The following is a 20,023-nucleotide window of genomic DNA, read 5'->3' as shown; positions in this document are numbered from 1 at the left end:
AATTTATTTTACACGATAAAAAGCCGTTATTTGACACTTAATTAGCGCAACCCCCCCTCACCTCCGCTAATAATTAGCGCCGAATTAACGGCTTAATCACTTTCCCCTCAGCCGCGTTTTTCGCACTTATTTGGTGCATAATTTGAACCAGTTTAGCCGGGCAATAAATATGTTGAACATGCCACATTTTTATGATTTTCTTACGCTAGAGGTGAGATAGGCGGCTGCATGGTAAGGGTTTGCCCTTCCTCTAGCGAGTGCGTTTGTGGCGCAAGGCCTGCGCTCCGTTTGGGCAAACCGGTGCACGTCATTAGCAGGAGAAAGCATGTTATCGACCGAAAAAGAGAGCATTCCCTATGCCATTCAATTGCAAGGGGTGAATAAATGGTTCGGCCAAATGCAGGTGTTGAAAAACATTAACCTGTCGATCAAAGCCGGTGAAAAGGTGGTGGTTTGCGGTCCTTCCGGCTCGGGCAAATCCACGATGGCGCGCACCATCAATTTGTTGGAACCCTATCAACAAGGTCAAATTTTGATCGACGGGATTGCGCATGCGGATAAGCGTGTCGCGGTCCATGCCGTTCGTCGCAAGGTGGGCATGGTCTTTCAGCAGTTCAATTTATTTCCCCATTTAACGGTGCTGCAAAATTGCATGCTGGCCATGGTATGGATCAAAAAAATGCGGCACGCCGAGGCGCGCGAGCGCGCTTTAGCGCAACTGGAGCGGGTACATATCGCCGCCCAGGCGCATAAATATCCGGGCCAGCTCTCCGGTGGGCAGCAACAGCGCGTCGCAATTGCCCGGGCATTGTGTATGGAGCCGGAAATCATGCTCTTTGACGAGCCGACCTCCGCCCTGGACCCCGAAATGGTGAATGAGGTACTGGAAATAATGATGTTGCTGGCCGGTAGCGGCATGACCATGCTGTGCGTGACACATGAAATGGGCTTCGCCCGCCGGGTGGCCGATCGGGTCGTTTTTATGGAACAAGGCGAAATCGTCGAAGTGAATAACGCGGACACCATTTTCAACCGCCCGGCCATGGCGCGCACCAAAGCCTTCTTCAACCAATTACTTCATTAATGGGTGGCGGTCCGCGCCCGCGGTGAAGACCGACACAAACGGACGGCGGTCGGCAATGGCGCACAGCGGTCGATATTAAGGACGACGGCCGGTATCACAGGACGGCGGTCGGTATCAGCGGACGGTCCCACGCGCTGGATAGCACAACGGCGCCGCGCGTTATGGCGCGCGGCAACAGTATTTCCATCCCCTTTTCATTCGCAGTAACGGGAGCATCGATGAATTTGCAGCCACGAATTAACCGCCGGACCTTCCGCTCCGGGACATTGTTAGGGTCTCTTACCGCGGTCATTGCCCTGTTGGGCGCGCTACCGGCCAGTTATGCGGACAGCTTGCCGCCGCTGCCAAAATATATCGCCGATCAGGGCAAATTACGCGTCGGCGTAAAATGCGATTATCAGCCCGCCGGTTTCCTCGGCAGCGATGGTAAACCCACCGGTATTGAAGTCGATATGGCGCATCATATCGCCCAGCTTGCCTTCGGTAGCCCCGATAAAGTCGATTTGCAATGCGTGACCTCGGAAAACCGGATTGCCGCACTGATGAGCCGGAAAATCGATCTGATCCTCGCCACCTTAGGGATTTTCCCCGAAAGACAGAAAGTGATCGATTTCACTACCCCCTATTTTTGGGGTTCGAGCAGTTTTCTGGTGCGCAAAGACAGTCCCTATCAGAAAAACGCCGATATCTTGGATAAAAAAATTATCGTTCTCAAAGGGGCCAGCCAAATCAACTGGCTTACCAAAAACGCGCCTCAGGCACAGCTGATACGGATGAATAGCAACGCCGATGCGCTACAGAGTCTGCGCCAGGGGCGAGGGGAGGCTTATACCGGCGATATCGCGTCGTTGATTACTTTGGTCCCGACCCATCCCGACCTGCGGATGCTTCCCACCAGCGAACAATACGACGTCCAGTGGGGCGGCGGCGGTATCCGCAAAGGGGAAACCGAATGGAAAACCTATCTTGATGCGGCGTTGACCCAAATGAAACAGCAGCATTTTTACCAACCGATAGTGGCGAAATATGTCCAGAACGAGCAAATCAGGACCTTCACCATCAATACGTATGAAGGGGAGCCGCCGAAATCATAACGGCGCTACGGCGTAAAGGTCTCTTTCGGTCAACCCGCCTGGCCTTGCCCGCAGGGCGCCAGGCGGTTTTATGTATTAGCAGAGGCGGCAATGGCATCTCAGTTTGATTGGCAGTATATCCTCGACAATTTACCCGATCTGTTTGCGGGCTGGCTTATGACGCTGCGCTTGAGCCTCATCAGTATTGTCATTTCCATGTTATTAGGCGCTATCTTGGCCTCAATGCAACTGGCGGCGCCGAACGGTAAAATTGCGGCGCTTATTAAAGGATACGTCGCCTTCATTCGCAATACGCCGTTATTGCTGCAAATATTCTTTATCTATTTTGGCCTGCCCGAAGTGGGGCTGAAGTTATCGCCGTTCAACTCCGGCATCCTGGCGTTATCCCTTTGGGCCATCGCCTTTAATAGCGAGAATTTCCGCGCGGGTCTGGCGGCAGTCCCTCATGGCCTGAATGAGGCAAGCCAGGCGCTGGGGTTATCCTCGCTGCTTTATCATGTCCTGGTGGCCTGGCCATTAGCGTTGCGCATTGCCCTTCCCTCGCTGCTTTATACCGCCATCGGAGTGGTGAAGAACTCTTCTTATATGCAGGTCGTGGGTATTGCGGAATTGACGTTTGTCGCCGTGGACAAAGTGTCTTTGGAATTTAAAACCGTCGAGATGTTCAGCGCTATCACGATCATTTATATCCTTACGGTGTTTTTACTTTCCATGCTGCTCAGGTTAATGGAAACCCGCATGAACCGCCCCTTCGCCAGAGGATAAGTGATGCCATTATTAATTGAATATTTCCCTCTTTTCCTCAATAGCATCGCGGTCACTCTCGCGTTATCCGTTTGCACGTTGCTGGCGTCCACCCTGGGGGCCATTCTGCTGGCCTTCGGCGTGACCTGCCGTCTGGCTCCGGTGCGCTGGCTCTTTATCGTACTGGTAGAAATCGTCCGCGCCATCCCTATCTTCGTGCTGGTGCTGGCGGTGTACTTTGTACTGCCGATGGTCGCGGTCTCGTTAGATCCTTTTACCTCAACCGTTATCAGCCTGTCCCTTTGGGGCAGCGCCAACGGGGCGGAAATCATCCGCGGTGGGTTGACCTCGCTCGACCCGGGGCAAAAAGAAGCCGGCAGCGCCTTGGGTTTTCATCCGGTGCTGTTCTTCGTGCTGGTGCAGGTGGCGCAGGTGGTGCGCATCATCCTTCCCCCGTTTTGCGGATTGGCGGCAACCCTGATCCAGGCCACGACGTTGGGATCGGTGGTCGGGGTAGTGGAGTTATTACGCACCGGTCAGATAGTGATTGAGCGCTCTACCTCGACGACCGGCGGCGTCTCCAGCTTCGTCGTCTACGGACTCATGTTGATGGTCTACTTTGTCATTTGTTCCGCGGTGTCGAGAGCGGGATCGCTTTTGGAGCGACGTTTGTCGCGCCATTTGCACCGTCCCGCACAGCCTGCCGCGCCCGCCGGCCCGTCGAACGGTGCCGCCCCTTGGAATCCTTCTTCTCAAGACGGTAAATCATGAGCGAACTACTTGAGCACGAACGCGCGGTGGCCGAATGCCTGCTGGCTTCCTATGGCGCGGCCGTACCGCCGGCGGCGCAAGCCGTCGCCGGCGAGCATCTTACCGACCTGCTGGGGGTGATGCTCGCAGGCGCGCAGCACCCCTCCACCCTGGCGCTGCTCGCTACCCTGCCGGCGCAGGTACCGGCGCCGGGCGCCAGCGCGCGCGCCATCGGCCAGGGCAAAAGCCTCAGCATACAACATGCCGCCCTGTTCAACGCCTTTGCCGCGCATGTGGATGATTTCGACGATGACGACACCTTATTATCCCTGAGCCATCCTACGGTAACGGTCGGCGCCGCCTGTCTGGCGCTCTGCGATGCGCTGGATTTGTCGGGCACAGCGCTGGTGGCGGCTTATTTGACGGGGGTCGAAACCATTATGCGGCTGGGCCCTCTGGTCAACCCGCGGCATTATCTGGCCGGTTGGCACGCAACCTGTACGCTTGGCGTGGTGGGCGCGGCGGCGGCCAGCGGTTTGCTATTAGGGCTGGATGCCGACCGCCTGCGCCACGCGCTGGGCTTTGCGGCTTCCATGGCGGCCGGCCTGCGCAGCAACTTTGGTAGCGACGCCAAGCCATTGCAAACCGGCCTCGCCGCCGCTCATGGCGTTATGGCGGCGCAGATGGCTGCCGCCGGTATGACCTCAACGCCGGGCAGCCTGATGGGTCCGGCGGGGATGGTGTCTATGTTCGCCGGCGTACCGGTCGCGGTACAGGACTTCATTGCGCCGTTCGCCCGCCCCTTCGCGTTGGAGGGCGTCGGAGTGACGATCAAAGCCTACCCTTGCTGCACCTGTAGCCACGCCGCCATCGCGCTGCTGATGAGCCTTATCGCCGACGAACGGCTTTCCGCCACGGCGATTGCCCGGGTTGAGGTTAGCGTCGATCCCGCCACGCCGCGCATTTTGATCCATCCGCAGGCGACAACCGCCATGGAAGCGAAGTTCAGCCTGCCGTTCAGCCTGGCCATCGCCGTGGTTCAGGGCCAACTCGCGCTACAGGACTTTAACGATGAGACGGTGCGGCGCGACGAGGTGCGGGCGTTCGCGCAAAAAGTCTTAACGCTCTGCGACGACACGCTACCGAAAGGCGCCGGCGGCGTCGCGCTGGGCTGCCGTCTGCGGCTGACGACGGTGGACGGAAACACCTTTTTCCGTTCGACCGACGTCGAACCGGGCAGCAAAGCGTGGCGTTTGAGCCATCAGCAGTTGGCAGACAAATTTGTGCGCTGCGCCAGCGCTAGCCTGACCGCCGCGCAGGCCGCCGACGTGTTTGCCTACGCGCTCGATATGGCGGCGCTGCCGACCCTGCGTTCGTTATTGGCTGCCTTATGTCCCGACGCCCGGAATTAAGCGGCGAACCGGCAGCCGGCCGTGCCGGGGTAGGCAAACGCCAAGGGTGCTCCCTGCCGCTTCCCGCCGAGAAAAGCATGCGCGACGATGAACCTTCGCTGCTGGCCACGATGACCAGCGGGCTGGCGGATTTCATCACCCTCCAGGGCGGCGTGGCCGCGCGGGTCAGCGCACAAGCCGGACTGCGCCTGCACTGGGACGACACGCCCAACGCGCCGATTCCCCTACCCCTTTATTGCCGCGTGCTACAGGTCGCGGCGGACGAAACCGGCAATGCCGATTTTGGCCTGGCTTTCGGACGTCAGTTCCCCCTGAAGGCGCTGGGCCTGCTGGGCTACCTTTTGCTCAGTTGTCCCACGCTCGGCGCGGCGCTGGCGCAGCTCGTCGATGGCTTTGCGTTGCATCAGCAACGCGCGCGCATTCAACTGCGGCAAAGCCGGGGCCAGTGTCACCTTATTTATCACTCTGCCGACAGTTCCCCCGATCAACAGCGTCATCTTAGCGAACTCCTATTGGCCGTTTGGCAGACTTTGCTGCGCCAGGCCCTGGGTGCCGACTGGACGCCCCAGGCGGTGCACTTCGCCCATCGCCCGCCGGCATGCGATAGCGCGCACCGTCAGCTATTTGGCCCCGGCGTGCGCTTCAAGCAACCTCAGCATGCGCTCATTTTTGCCACCGCGGCGCTGGACAGGCCCATGCCGGGCTACGACCGCCGCCTTATGACGCTCGCGAAACACAGTTTGCAGATGCTCGGACAGCGCGACAAGATCGGTCACAATGTGGTCGAACAAGTGAAACACGCCTTGCCGGCGTTGCTCGCGCAGGGAAAACCGCGGCTGGACGACGTGGCGCATCGGCTGAATATGCCCAGTTGGACGCTGCGCCGCCGCCTGGTCGACTGCGGCGTAACTTTTAAAACGCTAATCGAAACCACGCGTCGTGAGTTGGCGCTTGATTTTCTCGAACAGGATCAGGGTAATATATCCACGCTGTCGGCGCGGTTGGGTTATGCCGAAACCAGCGCATTATCGCGCGCCTTTCAGCGCTGGTATGGCTTGTCTCCCAAACAATGGCAGTCGCGGGCGAACCGCTGCGCCGCTGTCCCCGACTCTTTTTGAGGTGGCCTCCGCTCCCTCAGGCGCATTCACCGCCGCCGTCGCAAAAAAATGCGGTTTTGGGCGCACGGGGGCTAAAGTTTTCCCGCATCGTGCCGTTAACGTCTAAAGCCCTCTGTTCAGGAGAGAGACAGTGATTAAGCGATTAGGCGTCGGCGCGTTGCGGCTGGGGATGTATATCCAGCGGTTGGAGCTCTCACGCCACAGCTCCACCACGTTGCGCGACGGTTTTCTGCTAACCACTTCTGCACAAATTACCGCTATTCATCGCGTCGGAATCAAACACGTCTGGATTGATGAGTTGAAGGGCGTGCGCGCCGTCAACGCCCGCCCCTGGCTCAGCCAGATCCCCGCATCGCCCTCGCGCCATGACGGCGAGGGTATCGACAGCGCGTTGGAAAACGCGCGCCAAATCTGTCTGACCGGCGCCGCGCAGATGAAACAAATTTTCTGCGACGCGCGGCTGGGTAAAACCCTCGATCCCCTGGTTACCCTGCCCCTGGTGGATAGCGTTATCCGCTCCCTTGAGGACAATCCGATAGCTTTGCTGGGCGTGGCGCAGCTCAAGACCCACGATAATTACACCTATCAGCATTCGGTCGCGGTCTGCGCGCTGATGGTTGCCCTCGGCCTGCAATATCGCCTGCCGTCGGAAACGCTGCGGCTACTGGGCATGGGCGGACTGTTGCACGATCTGGGCAAAGCGCTGATCCCGGCTTCCATTCTGAATAAGCCCGGCCGTCTTACCGTCGCGGAGTCGGCTATCATCAAACAACACCCCCTGCTCGGCATCGCCATGCTGAATCCCGATACCACCGCGCCCGCCATACGGGATATCCTGTTGCACCATCATGAAAAAATCGACGGCGGCGGTTACCCCTTTGGTCTGCGCGGGGCGGCTATCTCGCGCTATGCACGCATGGCCGCCGTGTGCGATGTCTATGATGCGCTCACATCCAGCCGCAGTTACAAAGCCGCCTGGACCCCCGACGCCGCCATCCGCAATATGGCGGCCTGGAAGGGGCATTTCGATCAATCGGTGTTTTTTACCTTCGTTAAGGCGGTGGGCGTTTACCCGGTAGGATCCGCGGTACGTCTCGCGCCAGAGCCTCTGGCGGAGGCGACGGAGGCGGAAGGCGCGTCGCTACTGCACCCTAAAGTCCGCCGCTTTTTTTCCTCACTCACCAGCGCGCCGCTGTCCGCGCGCAATTTGGATTTGGCGATCCCCAGTATCGGCGACGGCAGCGCCGGGCCGGAAGCGTTGCTAGACGGGCTCGAAACCGGTCTCGCCGAACCGGACATTACGCTCGGTTGGCACGGCGATGACTACACGCCGCAGCGACAACATCAGGAACGGGAAATGGAAGGCTGATCCGCCTCTAAGCGGGTAAGGGCCGCCCCATGGTCGACGGTCGTTACCGGGCCATACCGGCACGCCTCTGGTGCCGGTAAAAGCCGCGCCCGGGGGCAAAATGCTTTGCCAGGCCATCTTTACCCCCTCCGCACGGGATAAAACTCGGGTTCGTCGGCGACCTAGCGACGGCAAAGACGGCCGCTAGCGGGCGCGCAGGAAAGTCGAGTTTGTCGGGGAGGCATTGCGAAAAAACCTTGGCCGCCGCATCCTTTGCCGGCGAGGCGTCTGTCAGGGGGGTAGGGAAAAGAACGCGTGCCGGCCAGGGCGCCGGCAAACAGGGCGGTAGTGCAATAAAGGTTTAGAAATCAGACATCAACTTCGCCCGTAGGCGTTTGATGGATTGGCTGTGCAACTGGCTGACCCGCGATTCACCGATGCCCATGACCTCGCCTATCTCTTTCAGGTTGAGCTCTTCCTGATAATAGAGCGTCAGCATCAATTTCTCCCGTTCCGGCAGCGCCTCGATGGCCGCAATCACGCGATCGCGCAGGCCGCTTTCGAGCAATTGCTGTAGCGGGTTATTGCCCGCTTCGTGCTCCGGCAGCAGATTATCCGCAGCGTCGCCATGTTCTTCGCGCCATTCGTCATAGGAAAACAACTGACCGCTGTTGGTGTCCTGCAATAGTTGGTGATACTGGGCCAGCGGAATGTTCATCGTATTCGCCACCTCCTGCTCGGTGGCGGTTCTGCCCAAGGTCTGCTCGGTTTTCTGAATGGCCTGCGCCACTTCCCGGGCGTGACGCCGGGTACTGCGCGGCAGCCAATCGCGGCCGCGCAACTCATCGAGCATGGCGCCGCGAATACGCTGCACCGCATAGGTGGTAAAGGCGGCGCCCTGAACCGCATCGAAACGATCTAGCGCGCTGAGCAAGCCTATGCTGCCGGCCTGTAGCAAATCGTCCAGATCGACGCTTGCGGGTACACGCACCTGTAGCCGCAGCGCTTCATGGCGTACCAGCGGAATATAACGCATCCATAGCGACTGTTTATCCATCACGCCTGCGGCAGTATACAGATCGCTCATCTTTTAACCCTTTCTCACCCGGTTCTGCGCTGATTATCCGTACTCGTTCACCAATCAATCGACCGAATAGTCAGCAAAAAGCCGCTCTTATCCTCCCATACCGCCGTTATCGACGGCGTTACCCTATCGCTAACCCGCCGGATGGAGGAGTCACCTATCAGTTTCTTCCTTGCCCCGCGCCGGTAGAGAATAAAAAAACCCCGCCGGAGCGGGGTGGGACTGCCAATAGCGGCAGCGAAGCCAGGTGTGGCGCGCCCGGTCGTCGTAAGCGGCGAACGTCGCTGGCCGTGATGACGCGGCCAACAACGTGCGTCGTGATAGCGCGACCGGGATAATTTACAGGCTTACTGCAGAAGAGAAAGAACGGTCTGCGGTACCTGATTGGCCTGGGCCAGTACTGAGGTACCCGCCTGCTGCAAGATCTGCGCCTTGCTCATATTGGATACTTCGGTGGCATAGTCAGCGTCCTGAATACGCGATTGTGCTTCGCTCAGGTTGCTGGTGCTGCTGGTCAGGTTGTTAATGGTGGACTCGAACCGGTTTTGCACCGCACCCAAATTAGAACGCATGGTGTCAACGGTGGACAGCGCATCGTCCAGGGTGGCCAACGGGTCGCTGGTAGCGGCGGTCAGCGCTTTGCTGGAGTCGTAGCTGGCGGCGGTCACATTGCCATCATCGTCGGTGGTGACTTTGGCGGCGTAATATTTCACGGTCGCATCCGTAGAGCCGGCGGTTTCGTCTTTAATGAAATAGTGACCGTTCTTGTCCTGCACCAGCGACGTTTTGGCGCTGTCGACGGTGGACGCGGTGTTACTGTCGGTGATACCCGGCGTCGTGGCTTTGGCATCGGCCGCAACGGTGGCGGTCAGGGTGCCGTCGTCGGCGATGGAAACGGTAGCGCTGTAAGCGCCTTTATCGGTTTTGACGTAGTAGTTGTTGTTGTCGTCTTTCACCAGCGTGCCCGCGGCAATATCGGCGGCGTCGGCGTTGCCGGTGGCGGTGATGCCGGTGGCGCTATCATAAGTGGTGGCAATAGCGCTACCGGTAGTGACCGCCGTGGTGTCCGTCGGCGCGGCGGCTTCTACTTCCGCGTCATCGGCAACGGTGGCGGTCAGTTTGCCGGTACCGTCGGTGGAAACCGTGGCGGCATAGTAATCGCCGTCGCTGGTTTTCACGAAGTAGCCGTCGTCGTTTTTAACCAGGCTACCCGCTTCGATATCGGCCTTGGCGTCGTTCGTGCCGGCGGACAGGGTGACGGAGCTGACCGAGACGCTGCCGGTGGCGGCGACATTGGTGGTCGGCGCAACGGTAACGCCGGTCTGGGTGCCGGTCGGGCCGTTGACGTTAAAGGTGCCCAGTTTCAGGGAATTGGAATCGATTTTCTTCAAATCGATAGAGATGGTTTCACCATCGTTAGCGCCGACCTGGATGGACAGGCTCTTATCGGTACTTAAAACTTTGACGCCGTTGAAGTCGGTCTGCTGGGAAATACGATCGATTTCCGCCAGGCGCTGGGTCACTTCATCCTGGATGGATTGCAGGTCGCTGGTGGAGTTGGTGCCCGTTTGTGACTGCACGGTCAGCGTACGAATTGCCTGCAGGTTGTCGTTGATTTCATCCAGCGCGCCTTCCGTGGTCTGCGCCAGGGAGATACCGTCGTTAGCGTTGCGCGACGCCTGCGTCAGTCCGTTGATGTTTGATGTAAAACGGTTGCTGATCGCCTGACCGGCGGCATCGTCCTTGGCGCTGTTGATGCGCAGGCCGGAAGACAGACGCTCAATAGCGGTACCCAGGGCAGATTGCGATTTGTTCAAATTGTTCTGGGCCATCAGCGAGATGCTGTTGGTATTGATGACTTGTGCCATTGCAGTATTCCTAAATAATCGTCCCTAGGGACAGAAAAGGTGAACCCGGGCATTTTGCTAAGGGGCTTTAATGACCGTCTTCAATGGTATCGGCGTTCTTTTCCCAATCTTTAGCCTAAAATGGAAATTTATTGCCCTTGAATGGGAATGCCCTTCCCCTCATCTACGCCTCTATTGCGTGAATTACCCGCTATTAACCTTCGTTTCAGCGCCATTGCCCGCGGCAAGAATCAGGTAAACTTTTTTTCGTTCGTGCCGATAACAGTTTATCTACCGCGTTCAACCATAGGGCAAAGCGATGTCAACCATCAGTTCATTAGGTATCGGTTCGGGATTGGATCTGAGCAGCTTATTGGATTCTTTACAGACTGCCGAAGAGGCGCGTCTCACCACGGTGACTGATAAACAAGACAGCTACAATACGAAATTGACGGCTTACGGCACATTGAAAAGCGCCTTGGAAAGCTTTAACGAGGCGACGGCTGCCCTAACCACCCGTTCCACCTATACACAAAAAGTGGCCAGCAGCCATGATGCGTTTAGTACTGAAGTCGGCGACGACGCCGTCAGCGGCAGCTATAGCATCAGCGTGACGCAGCTGGCCACGGCGCAGTCGCTGGCAACCAGCAGCAGCAACAGCTTTAGCAGCACGACGGCCCTTATCGGCACCAGCGGCAGCAGCAACCGTCAATTGAGCATTACCGTAGGCAGCGGCGACGCCGTCACCATTCCTTTGACCGACGATCAAACCACGCTCAGCGGCCTGCGTGACGCCATTAATCAGGCCGATGCCGGCGTCACCGCCAGTATCATCCAGTCGGGTGACAGCGGTTATCAGTTGGTCATTACCTCCGACAGCACCGGCAGCGACGCAACCATGACGCTCGCGGTTAGCGGCGACGATAAATTGAATGCCCTCATCGGCTATGACGGCAGCGATACCGACAGCACCACGGGGATGGTGCAAACCACCGCGGCACAAAACGCCCTGCTGACGGTTAACGGCATCAGCGTTGAACGCAGTTCCAATACCATTACCGATGTGCCGCAGGGCGTGACGCTGACGCTGAACGCCACCACCAGCAGCACGCAAAATCTTATTCTGCGTCAGAGCACTACCGATTCAGCCAAAGCCATCGAGGATTGGGTCAGCGCCTATAACAGTTTGATCTCTACCTTTAATAGCCTGACGCAATATACCGCCGTTAGCGCGGGAGAAGAACAGAGCGACAGCAACGGCGCCTTGATTGGCGACAGTACCCTGCGCACGATTCAAAATCAGCTAAAAAGTCAATTAAGTTCGGCGCAGAGCGATAGCACTTTTCAAGTCATTAACGATTTAGGCGTCACGCTAAATAAAGACGGCACGCTGAGCGTCGATGAAAGCACGCTGGTGAAAAACTTGGCCAATAATCCCACCGCCGTGGCGGATTTCTTTATTGGCGACGGGAGCACGACAGGGTTAGCAACCCAAATGACCAATCTAGCCAGCAGCTATATTGACGATAATGGCATGATTGATAACGCGACCGATAGCATCAATACCATTCTGACGAAATTGTCTAAACAATACGATAGCGTCCAGAGCAGCATTGACTCCAATATTGCACGCTACAAATCACAATTTACGCAACTGGATGTATTGATAACGTCATTGAACAGCACCAGTGATTATTTAACTCAGCAATTTGAAGCTATTTCTAAAACCAGCAGCTCATCCTGATTATTGACAGGGGTGCGGGCTGGAGGACGTGAATATGGACGCTAAATCATGGTAAAAATGTATGGTACCGCGGCCTACGCTAACGTAGGTTTACAAAGCAGTGTGCTGAACGCCAGCCCCCATCAATTGATTGTTCTTTTATTCGATGGTGCCATAAGCGCATTGATTAAAGCAGAGATTTATCTCGAACAAAACAACATGGTGGCAAAAGGCAATGCCATCTCAAAAGCGATTAATATTATCGACAACGGTCTCAAAATGGCGCTGGACATGGAAAAAGGCAACGAAATTAGCCGTAATCTGGCAGCGCTATATGATTATTTCATTCGCCAGCTTATGCAGGCCAATTTGAAAAAAGATGCCGTTGCGATCAAACACGTCCGGGCGCTATTGACGGATATCGCCGACAGCTGGAAGCAGATTCCGTCTGAACAACCGCAACCGCAAGTTTAAATAAAACGGCATTCATCATTTTTATTGTTGTCGCGGCTGCCCACATCGCGGGCAGCCGCGGCATAATAGAAATCGAAAGAATATATCAAACGCGTTAATATTGCCTATTAGGACCGTTATGTTGGATGCTTTCGCTTCCCTTTTGTCATATTATCAGCAGGTCGATTCCCTTAGCGAATTGATGCTTGAAATGGCACAGCAAGGACAATGGGATTTATTAATAGATCAAGAAAAAAAATATGTTTTTGCGGTAGCGAAAATCGCTGAGCAAACCGGAGCGATGACGACAATGTTATCTGACGATCAGCAACAACGCATCGCGCGGGTTTTCCAGCAGCTCATCAAAAATGAAGATGAAGTTAAACGACTGATGCAGCAACGGCTCGACGAGCTTCACGGCATGATCAGCGTGTCAAGTAAGCAGCATACGCTCAATGCGGCCTACTCTAAATTTTCCGATAGCGCCTCTATACTGCCGGGAGATATTAAATAGCCTTGCGGCACTCGCGCCTTATCGCTTAAGGCGCTGCCGCAGAGGGGGGAAGATCATCGTGACGGGCCGCCGCGAGCGGCGCCTATCGCGCGTTCCGTCGCCGCAGCGGCAGGATTGGCGCAACAAGAGGTCCACCGCACAATCTGCCCCTACAGTTTTGCCGTGGCGTGCCGATAACATAGTGTCCGGTGGAGGAATTCGCCGGGATTAATGTGTAACAGGCCGGAAGTCGCCTTATTACCCCGAGCATCGGCTGGCGCGGAGCAGGTCCAAACTCACCCGCAGCGCACGGGGGCCGTCAATAAACAACCTTCCGCTTGCACCAGGCTAAGGTAGAGAGGTAATACAATGAAAAATCACTTTCATTTTTGGCTGATGGCCGCCAATTCACCTTTCGCCGCCCTTTTTTCTCCATTATATCGGCAGGTGAAATTATGATTTACGCACTCGTCTTTTTGGCCGGAGGCATGTTTGGCTGTACCCTTTCCATTTTAGTAATGGCGTTGTGCCATATGGCCCATGATGCGGATGCCGATGAGGAAGAGGATCAGAAGCGCATCGCGCAGTTGGGTAAACATAAACATAGCTGATGGGTGCCGGTGACCGCTTATCGCTGTCGGCGTCGAGGCAAATCAGGCCGGCGCCGGCGTTTGAATAACCCCTAACGCTTCCCGTTTTGTCTTTTCAACTCGTCTAAATAGACATTAGCGATGCCAATAACCCATCCCGGCAAAATAGGGGGAGCAGCTGGCGTTTGCCGCCACCCTAAGCGTCTTTGAATTAAATTCTGTGAAGTCGTTAAAGGTGATGTCGATTGGGCGACACGGCATTCGAGAGGGAAAGCCCTGACGCTTTCATGTTATCTGCGCAAAACAGTATTACACCGACATATTCATCACGTCCTGATAGGCGGAGACCAGTTTATTACGGACTTGAACGCCCATTTGCAGCGACAAAGCCGACTTTTGTAAATCAATCATCACATCGTTCAATTGCAGATCGGTTTCCCCGCTCGAATAGGCTTGTGACTCGCGGCTCGCCTGGATCTGCGTATCGCTGATTTTATCCAGCGCGGCGCCAAGCTGCTGCGCGAACCCCGCGGGGTTCTCAGCCGGTGTGTTTATCATGCCGTCCGCCGCGCGTGCGGTGGCGTTGAGCTGCGCCACTACCGCCTCTATACCTTGCACCGACATTCCATTAGTTTCCTTTTTGTGATGTTGGCGCCACCTTAGCAGAAATTGCCAGGGGTTAAGCGAGTAATTAACGCTAAAAAACCCGGCTATTTAAGCCATCAATTTGTCTTCCCCAGTAAATAATACCCATCATATTTGATGTAGTTCACCGAAAAACCCATGCGCGCGCGGCAGGGAGAGCGTTTTGTTATCAGCAACAGAGCCCGTTACGTTCCATTGTTGGCAGGAATAAGGTATGAGCACGGTTAAAAACGGTTCCGCCACACAAGGTAAAAACCCTTTCGCTCCTTATCTGGAGCGGTTGCGTGTTCATCCCAAATTGACCGCCGCAGTGGCGGTAGCGGCGGCAATCGCCCTGGTTGTCGCGTTGGCGCTGTGGGCCAAAAGTCCCGACTATCGGGTACTTTATAGCAACTTAAGCGATCGCGACGGCGGCGATATCGTCACGCAGCTGACACAAATGAACATTCCGTATCGCTTTTCGGAGCAGGGTACGGCGCTGCTTATCCCCGCGGATAAGGTGCACGAAACGCGGCTGAAACTCGCGGGTCAAGGCCTGCCGAAGGGCGGCGCGGTGGGGTTTGAGTTGCTGGACCAGGAAAAGTTCGGCATCAGCCAGTTCAGCGAGCAGATCAACTACCAGCGCGGATTGGAAGGCGAGCTGGCGCGCACGATGGAAACCCTCGGCCCGGTGGTATCCGCGCGGGTGCACCTGGCGCTCCCCAAGCCGTCGCTATTCATCCGGGAGCAGAAAAACCCCTCCGCCTCGGTGACCCTGACGCTCCAGCCGGGCCGGGTGCTGGATGACGGTCAGGTCAGCGCGATTGTCTATATGGTCGCCAGCAGCGTGGCCGGTATGCCGCCGGCCAATGTCACGGTTTTGGATCAGCAGGGGCATTTACTGACCCAGGCCGATCCCAACGGGCGCGAACTGAACGCGACCCAGCTTAAATTCAGCAACGAATTGGAAAATAATTTCCAACGGCGAATCGAAAACATTCTGGCGCCGGTGGTAGGCAGCGGCAATGTTCACGCGCAAGTCACGGCGCAAATTGACTTCGACAGCCAGGAGCAAACCGAGGAACGTTACGGCCCCAACGGGAGTGGCGATAGCGCCGCCATTCGCTCCCGTCAGGCGTCCGAGAGCGAGCAGCTGGGCGGCGGCGCACAGGGCGGCGTACCGGGCGCCCTCTCCAATCAGCCCGCGCCGGCCAATAGCGCGCCTATCGATAAAACACCCGCCAACCGCACCCCGGCAAGAACCGCGGCGCGGCCGGCGCCAAACGCTAACGCCAATGCGAATGCCAACGCCACCTCGGGGCGGGCGCCGACGCAGTCGTCCAATACCCGCAAGGATGAGACCGTCAATTACGAGCTGGATCGCACGTTGCGCCACGTGCGGCGCAACGTGGGGCAGCTCCAGCGGCTATCGGTGGCGGTGGTGGTTAATTATCAGGGGACGAGCGATGACGCCACCGGCAAACCGCTGCCGCCTGAAACGCTAAGGCAAATCGAAGCCATCACCCGCGAGGCGATGGGCTATTCCAGCGAGCGCGGCGACACGCTAAGCGTTATCAATACGCCGTTCATGCAAAGCGGCGACGGCGAGCCGGCGTTGCCCTTCTGGCAACAGCCTTTGCTGCTCAATGCCCTGTTAAGCGCCGGACGTTGGCTGGTTGTTCTACTGGCGGCCTGGTGGTTATGGCGCAAAGTGGTGAAACCGCTGGTGGCGAGTAAAACCGCGGCACCGCAGGCCGCGGCAACGGCGACTACAGTGCAGGCAGCGGCGGCGGCGGAAGAAGATGTGGTGGTCAAGCTCAGCAAAGAGCAACAAGAGGCGCAGCAGCGCGCCGCACAACGCGATCACACTGAAGCCAGGGCCGAGCGGGTACGCACATTAGCGGACAGCGATCCGCGCATCGTGGCCCTGGTGGTGCGTCAATGGATAGCAAACGAAATATGACTATGACCGGTATCGAGAAAAGCGCCATTTTGCTTTTGACCCTGGGCGAAGATCGCGCGGCGGAGGTGTTTAAACATCTCGCCGTACGCGAAGTGCAGCAGTTGAGTAGCGCAATGGCCGGGCTGCGGCAAATTTCTCAGGCGCAATTAAATGAGGTGCTGAAGGAATTTGAAGTCGCCGCGGATCAGTACAGCGCTCTGAGCGTCAATACCGGCGATTATCTGCGTTCGGTGCTGGTGAAAGCGCTGGGTGAAGAGCGCGCTTCCAGCCTGCTGGAAGACATTTTTGAAACCCGCGAAACCACCACCGGCATGGAAACGCTCAACTTTATGGAGCCACAGAGCGCCGCCGATTTGATTCGCGATGAGCATCCGCAAATTATCGCCACCATCCTGGTGCATCTGCGCCGCAGCCAGGCCGCCGACATTCTGGTGTTGTTCGACGAAAAATTGCGCAACGACGTGATGCTGCGTATCGCCACCTTTGGCGGAGTACAGCCTGCCGCGCTGGCGGAATTGACCGAGGTACTCAACGGTCTGCTGGATGGCCAGAATCTCAAGCGCAGCAAAATGGGCGGGATCCGCACCGCCGCCGAGATTATCAATTTGATGAAAACCCAGCAGGAAGAGGCGGTTATCAATGCCATGCGCGATTTCGACCGCGAACTGGCGCAGAAGATCATCGACGAAATGTTCCTGTTCGAGAATCTGGTGCAGGTGGACGACCGCAGTATCCAGCGTCTGCTACAGGAAGTGGAGAGCGAGTCGTTGATAATCGCCCTCAAAACCGCCGACGAGCCCCTGCGCGAACGGTTTTTGTCCAATATGTCCCAGCGGGCCGCGGATATTCTGCGCGACGATCTCGCCAATCGCGGACCGATACGCATGTCGCTGGTAGAAAACGAACAGAAGGCCATTTTGCAAATCGTCCGCCGCCTGGCCGAAAGCGGCGAGATCGTGATAAGCGGCGCCGAGGATTCCTATGTCTGATGTACGCGACGCCGCCTGGCGTCCCTGGTCGTTGACGGATTTCGCGCCGCTGCCGGGCGGACATCCCGCGCCGGAGCACGAAATCAGCGAACAGCGCCATCAGCAGGCCGCGCTGGCGTTGATGCGGGAAAAAGTGCTGCAAGAGGCCCAGCAGGCGGGTTTTGAAGAGGGGCGCCGTCAGGGTTTCCAGCAGGGGCGACAGGAAGGACATCAGGCGGGCCTCCAGGCCGGGCTGGAGGAAGGACGCGCGCAGGGGCAGCGCGAACAGCAGCCGGCTATTGCCCAACTGCAAACTCTGGTCAGCGAATTTCAACATAGCCTGGATGCCATGGACACCGTCATCGCCGACCGGCTGGCGCAATTGGCCCTGCACGCGGCGCGGCAGGTGCTCGGCGCGCTGCCCGCGCAATGGGACGACATCATGGCCGCACCGATACAGCATTTGCTCCAGCAAGAGCCGGCTTTCAGTGGACCGCTACAGCTGCGCGTCCATCCGGCGCTGCTGCCGCTGGTGGAACAGCATCTGGCCGCCACGCTCGACCAGTTTGGCTGGCATCTGCAGGCCGATCCGCAACTGCACCCGGGGGGCTGTAAGCTGTGCGCGGCGGACGGTTCGCTGGACGCGTCGCTGGCCACCCGCTGGCAGGCGCTTTGCCGGCTGGCCGCGCCGGAGGTGCTGTAGATGACCGGGCGGCTCAAACGTTGGCTCGGCGCGCTGGATGCGCTGGAGCAACGGCTGACGCCGGTCCCGCGGGTAAGGCGCTGCGGCCGTCTGACGCGCGCTACCGGACTGGTCATGGAGGCAAGCGGTTTGCAGCTACCGTTAGGCGCCGCTTGCCGGGTGGCGCGGACCGGCGGCGATGATAACGCCGAGGTGGAGTGCGAGGTGGTCGGCTTTAACGGCAACAGACTGTTTTTGATGCCCCTTGAAGAGGTGGAAGGCATTGTGCCGGGCGCCGAGGTGGTTGCCGCCGGCCACGAGGCGGACCACAGCAAGCAATTGCCTCTCGGCCAGGCGCTGCTGGGCCGGGTGCTGGACAGCCGCGCCAGACCGCTGGACGGCCTGCCCGCCCCCCACACCCTGGCGCGCGCGCCGCTTATCACCAAACCTTATAATCCCCTGCAGCGTACCCCCATTACCGACGTGCTTGATGTCGGCGTTCGCGCCATCAACGGCATGCTGACCATCGGCCGGGGCCAGCGCATCGGGCTGTTCGCCGGCTCCGGGGTCGGTAAGAGCGTACTGCTCGGCATGATGGCCCGCTATACGCGCGCCGATGTCATCGTGGTCGGGCTCATCGGCGAGCGCGGTCGCGAAGTCAAAGATTTTATCGAAAATATTCTGGGCAGCGAGGGGCTGGCGCGTTCGGTGGTGATTGCCGCGCCGGCGGATGTCTCGCCGCTGCTGCGCATGCAGGGCGCCGCTTACGCCACCCGCATCGCCGAGGATTTCCGCGATCGCGGTCAGCACGTGTTGCTTATCATGGACTCGCTGACCCGTTACGCCATGGCGCAGCGGGAGATCGCGCTGGCTATCGGCGAACCGCCCGCCACCAAAGGGTATCCCCCCTCGGTGTTCGCCCGACTGCCTGCCCTGGTGGAGCGTGCCGGCAACGGCATCGGCGGCGGCGGCTCGATTACCGCTTTCTATACCGTGCTCACCGAAGGGGACGATCAGCAGGATCCCATTGCCGACGCCGCGCGGGCGATCCTGGATGGCCATATCGTGCTGTCGCGGAGTTTGGCGGAAAGCGGCCACTATCCCGCGATCGATATCGAGGCGTCTATCAGCCGAGTCATGACCGCGCTGATAACGCCGGAACATGAACACCAGGTGCGCCAACTGAAACAGCTGCTATCGCGCTACCAGCGCAACCGCGATTTGATAAGCGTCGGCGCTTATGCCCCCGGCAGCGATCCCCTGCTGGATCAAGCGATCGCGCTCTATCCCGCGATCGAAGCTTTTTTGCAGCAGGGGATGCATCAGGCGTGCGGTTATGACGATGCCCTGCAGCAGTTACAGGCCCTGTTCGCCCCGGCCGGAGAGCGTGTATGATCTTGAAACTCACCGTCGTATCCGCGCGTGAAAATGACGCCAGCGCCACGCTTATGATATCGCTATGCGCTGCAACCGGCTGGGAAAACCTATGAAGAAACTTTCGGCACTCGCTATTCCGCGCGCCGGTGATAATGACGCCGGCGCCATACCTATGGCACGCCCGTACGCCGCGGCCGGACGGGAGGCCCGATGAAAATACCTTCCGCGCTCGAGGTTCTGCGCGCCCGCGCCCGCGAAGATAGCGATGTGGCGGCCAAGGCGCTCGGGCAGGTCCGGCACGCCTGCCAGCAGGCCGCGGCCAGGCTGGATCAATTACTGGCGTACGAGCTGGAATATCGGCAGAAGCTGCAATCCGGACTGGCCCGCGGCATGGTCTCCGGCGATTATGAAAACTTTCAACAATTCATTTTGACGCTGGAAACCGCTATTGCGCAGCACCGCTACACGCTGAACCAATGGAAGGAAAAAGTGCAGCAGGCGATTGCGCTTTGGCAGGATAAGCAGCAACGGTTGAATGCCTTAAGTACATTACATTCTCGTCAGGAGCAGGCGGCGCAGGTGCGGGAAAACCGTCTGGATCAGAAAAAAATGGATGAATTCGCCCGCCGCGCGGCCGACGCACGGCGGAATAACTCTTAACGGCGAGCC

Annotated in this window: 19 protein-coding genes; 16 read left to right on the top strand and 3 right to left on the bottom strand. The window is 58.0% G+C overall.

The window, feature by feature from the left end; translation table 11 throughout:
• The first annotated feature begins 325 nt into the window (after positions 1-325).
• From SANT_RS03375 to SANT_RS03345, 7 genes are all read left to right on the top strand, one after another.
• On the top strand, positions 326-1,084 hold the full coding sequence (locus SANT_RS03375; RefSeq protein WP_051440098.1) for an amino acid ABC transporter ATP-binding protein: 759 nt from the start codon (positions 326-328) through the stop codon (positions 1,082-1,084).
• Positions 1,085-1,302: 218 nt separating this feature from the next.
• Positions 1,303-2,178, top strand: coding sequence for a transporter substrate-binding domain-containing protein (locus SANT_RS03370; RefSeq protein WP_025420895.1), 876 nt, complete (start codon positions 1,303-1,305; stop codon positions 2,176-2,178).
• Between the two features lie 90 nt (positions 2,179-2,268).
• On the top strand, positions 2,269-2,943 hold the full coding sequence (locus SANT_RS03365; protein WP_025420894.1) for an amino acid ABC transporter permease: 675 nt from the start codon (positions 2,269-2,271) through the stop codon (positions 2,941-2,943).
• A 3-nt stretch (positions 2,944-2,946) separates the two neighbouring features.
• On the top strand, positions 2,947-3,693 hold the full coding sequence (locus SANT_RS03360; protein WP_025420893.1) for an amino acid ABC transporter permease: 747 nt from the start codon (positions 2,947-2,949) through the stop codon (positions 3,691-3,693).
• The gene (locus SANT_RS03355) at positions 3,690-5,084 is read left to right on the top strand and encodes an MmgE/PrpD family protein (RefSeq protein WP_025420892.1); all 1,395 of its coding nucleotides are present in this window, start codon (positions 3,690-3,692) and stop codon (positions 5,082-5,084) included. The genes SANT_RS03360 and SANT_RS03355 overlap by 4 nt, the downstream gene beginning before the upstream one ends.
• The gene (locus SANT_RS03350) at positions 5,063-6,202 is read left to right on the top strand and encodes an AraC family transcriptional regulator (RefSeq protein WP_025420891.1); all 1,140 of its coding nucleotides are present in this window, start codon (positions 5,063-5,065) and stop codon (positions 6,200-6,202) included. Before SANT_RS03355 ends, SANT_RS03350 begins: the two co-directional genes overlap by 22 nt.
• 130 nt (positions 6,203-6,332) lie before the next feature.
• Positions 6,333-7,571: an HD-GYP domain-containing protein gene (locus tag SANT_RS03345; protein ID WP_025420890.1), complete on the top strand. Its 1,239-nt coding sequence runs from the start codon at positions 6,333-6,335 to the stop codon at positions 7,569-7,571.
• 340 nt (positions 7,572-7,911) lie between these two features.
• Here SANT_RS03345 and SANT_RS03340 read toward each other — a convergent pair whose 3' ends face one another.
• Positions 7,912-8,637 carry an RNA polymerase sigma factor FliA gene (locus SANT_RS03340; RefSeq protein WP_025420889.1) on the bottom strand — a complete coding sequence of 242 codons (726 nt, stop codon included), beginning with the start codon at positions 8,635-8,637 and terminating at the stop codon, positions 7,912-7,914.
• 344 nt (positions 8,638-8,981) lie between these two features.
• A complete protein-coding gene (locus SANT_RS03335; protein ID WP_025420888.1) occupies positions 8,982-10,502 on the bottom strand; it encodes a flagellin in 1,521 nt (506 codons plus the stop codon).
• Between the two features lie 298 nt (positions 10,503-10,800).
• Between SANT_RS03335 and fliD the strand changes: the two genes are divergently transcribed.
• From fliD to SANT_RS24445, 4 genes are all read left to right on the top strand, one after another.
• Positions 10,801-12,225 (top strand): flagellar filament capping protein FliD, encoded by a 1,425-nt coding sequence (gene fliD / locus SANT_RS03330; protein WP_025420887.1) that lies wholly within the window; start codon positions 10,801-10,803, stop codon positions 12,223-12,225.
• A gap of 48 nt (positions 12,226-12,273) precedes the next feature.
• A complete protein-coding gene (gene fliS, locus SANT_RS03325; RefSeq protein WP_025420886.1) occupies positions 12,274-12,678 on the top strand; it encodes a flagellar export chaperone FliS in 405 nt (134 codons plus the stop codon).
• Between the two features lie 118 nt (positions 12,679-12,796).
• Entirely contained in the window at positions 12,797-13,171 is a 375-nt protein-coding gene (gene fliT, locus SANT_RS03320; RefSeq protein ID WP_025420885.1) for a flagellar protein FliT, read from the top strand.
• Positions 13,172-13,605: 434 nt separating this feature from the next.
• Positions 13,606-13,761 (top strand): hypothetical protein, encoded by a 156-nt coding sequence (locus SANT_RS24445; protein ID WP_158500143.1) that lies wholly within the window; start codon positions 13,606-13,608, stop codon positions 13,759-13,761.
• Between the two features lie 288 nt (positions 13,762-14,049).
• On the opposite strand, the gene fliE is transcribed toward SANT_RS24445, so the two are convergent.
• Positions 14,050-14,364 carry a flagellar hook-basal body complex protein FliE gene (fliE, locus tag SANT_RS03315; protein WP_025420884.1) on the bottom strand — a complete coding sequence of 105 codons (315 nt, stop codon included), beginning with the start codon at positions 14,362-14,364 and terminating at the stop codon, positions 14,050-14,052.
• A 235-nt stretch (positions 14,365-14,599) separates the two neighbouring features.
• On the opposite strand from fliE, the gene fliF reads away from it, so the two are divergent.
• The 5 genes from fliF (at position 14,600) to fliJ (ending at position 20,014) form a co-directional block, all read left to right on the top strand.
• Complete coding sequence (gene fliF / locus SANT_RS03310) at positions 14,600-16,327, top strand: flagellar basal-body MS-ring/collar protein FliF (RefSeq protein WP_025420883.1); 1,728 nt, start codon at positions 14,600-14,602, stop codon at positions 16,325-16,327.
• Positions 16,324-17,316 carry a flagellar motor switch protein FliG gene (gene fliG, locus SANT_RS03305; protein ID WP_025420882.1) on the top strand — a complete coding sequence of 331 codons (993 nt, stop codon included), beginning with the start codon at positions 16,324-16,326 and terminating at the stop codon, positions 17,314-17,316. The genes fliF and fliG overlap by 4 nt, the downstream gene beginning before the upstream one ends.
• Entirely contained in the window at positions 17,309-17,998 is a 690-nt protein-coding gene (locus tag SANT_RS03300) for a flagellar assembly protein FliH (protein WP_025420881.1), read from the top strand. Before fliG ends, SANT_RS03300 begins: the two co-directional genes overlap by 8 nt.
• Positions 17,999-19,372, top strand: coding sequence for a flagellar protein export ATPase FliI (gene fliI, locus SANT_RS03295; RefSeq protein ID WP_025420880.1), 1,374 nt, complete (start codon positions 17,999-18,001; stop codon positions 19,370-19,372).
• A gap of 192 nt (positions 19,373-19,564) precedes the next feature.
• Positions 19,565-20,014: a flagellar export protein FliJ gene (gene fliJ / locus SANT_RS03290; protein WP_025420879.1), complete on the top strand. Its 450-nt coding sequence runs from the start codon at positions 19,565-19,567 to the stop codon at positions 20,012-20,014.
• Positions 20,015-20,023: the final 9 nt, after the last annotated feature.

The organism is Sodalis praecaptivus (assembly GCF_000517425.1).
Lineage (GTDB): Bacteria > Pseudomonadota > Gammaproteobacteria > Enterobacterales > Enterobacteriaceae > Sodalis_A > Sodalis_A praecaptivus.
This window is presented reverse-complemented; position numbering and strand designations above follow the sequence as displayed.

Bases quoted from the DNA above. Each gene is read 5' to 3' on its own strand.
- SANT_RS03375 (WP_051440098.1), top strand. From the start codon at position 326: ATGTTATCGACCGAAAAAGAGAGCATTCCCTATGCCATTCAATTGCAA.
- SANT_RS03370 (WP_025420895.1), top strand. From the start codon at position 1,303: ATGAATTTGCAGCCACGAATTAACCGCCGGACCTTCCGCTCCGGGACA.
- SANT_RS03365 (WP_025420894.1), top strand. From the start codon at position 2,269: ATGGCATCTCAGTTTGATTGGCAGTATATCCTCGACAATTTACCCGAT.
- SANT_RS03360 (WP_025420893.1), top strand. From the start codon at position 2,947: ATGCCATTATTAATTGAATATTTCCCTCTTTTCCTCAATAGCATCGCG.
- SANT_RS03355 (WP_025420892.1), top strand. From the start codon at position 3,690: ATGAGCGAACTACTTGAGCACGAACGCGCGGTGGCCGAATGCCTGCTG.
- SANT_RS03350 (WP_025420891.1), top strand. From the start codon at position 5,063: ATGTCCCGACGCCCGGAATTAAGCGGCGAACCGGCAGCCGGCCGTGCC.
- SANT_RS03340 (WP_025420889.1), bottom strand. From the start codon at position 8,637: ATGAGCGATCTGTATACTGCCGCAGGCGTGATGGATAAACAGTCGCTA.
- SANT_RS03335 (WP_025420888.1), bottom strand. From the start codon at position 10,502: ATGGCACAAGTCATCAATACCAACAGCATCTCGCTGATGGCCCAGAAC.
- fliD (WP_025420887.1), top strand. From the start codon at position 10,801: ATGTCAACCATCAGTTCATTAGGTATCGGTTCGGGATTGGATCTGAGC.
- fliS (WP_025420886.1), top strand. From the start codon at position 12,274: ATGGTAAAAATGTATGGTACCGCGGCCTACGCTAACGTAGGTTTACAA.
- fliT (WP_025420885.1), top strand. From the start codon at position 12,797: ATGTTGGATGCTTTCGCTTCCCTTTTGTCATATTATCAGCAGGTCGAT.
- SANT_RS24445 (WP_158500143.1), top strand. From the start codon at position 13,606: ATGATTTACGCACTCGTCTTTTTGGCCGGAGGCATGTTTGGCTGTACC.
- fliE (WP_025420884.1), bottom strand. From the start codon at position 14,364: ATGTCGGTGCAAGGTATAGAGGCGGTAGTGGCGCAGCTCAACGCCACC.
- fliF (WP_025420883.1), top strand. From the start codon at position 14,600: ATGAGCACGGTTAAAAACGGTTCCGCCACACAAGGTAAAAACCCTTTC.
- fliG (WP_025420882.1), top strand. From the start codon at position 16,324: ATGACTATGACCGGTATCGAGAAAAGCGCCATTTTGCTTTTGACCCTG.
- SANT_RS03300 (WP_025420881.1), top strand. From the start codon at position 17,309: ATGTCTGATGTACGCGACGCCGCCTGGCGTCCCTGGTCGTTGACGGAT.
- fliI (WP_025420880.1), top strand. From the start codon at position 17,999: ATGACCGGGCGGCTCAAACGTTGGCTCGGCGCGCTGGATGCGCTGGAG.
- fliJ (WP_025420879.1), top strand. From the start codon at position 19,565: ATGAAAATACCTTCCGCGCTCGAGGTTCTGCGCGCCCGCGCCCGCGAA.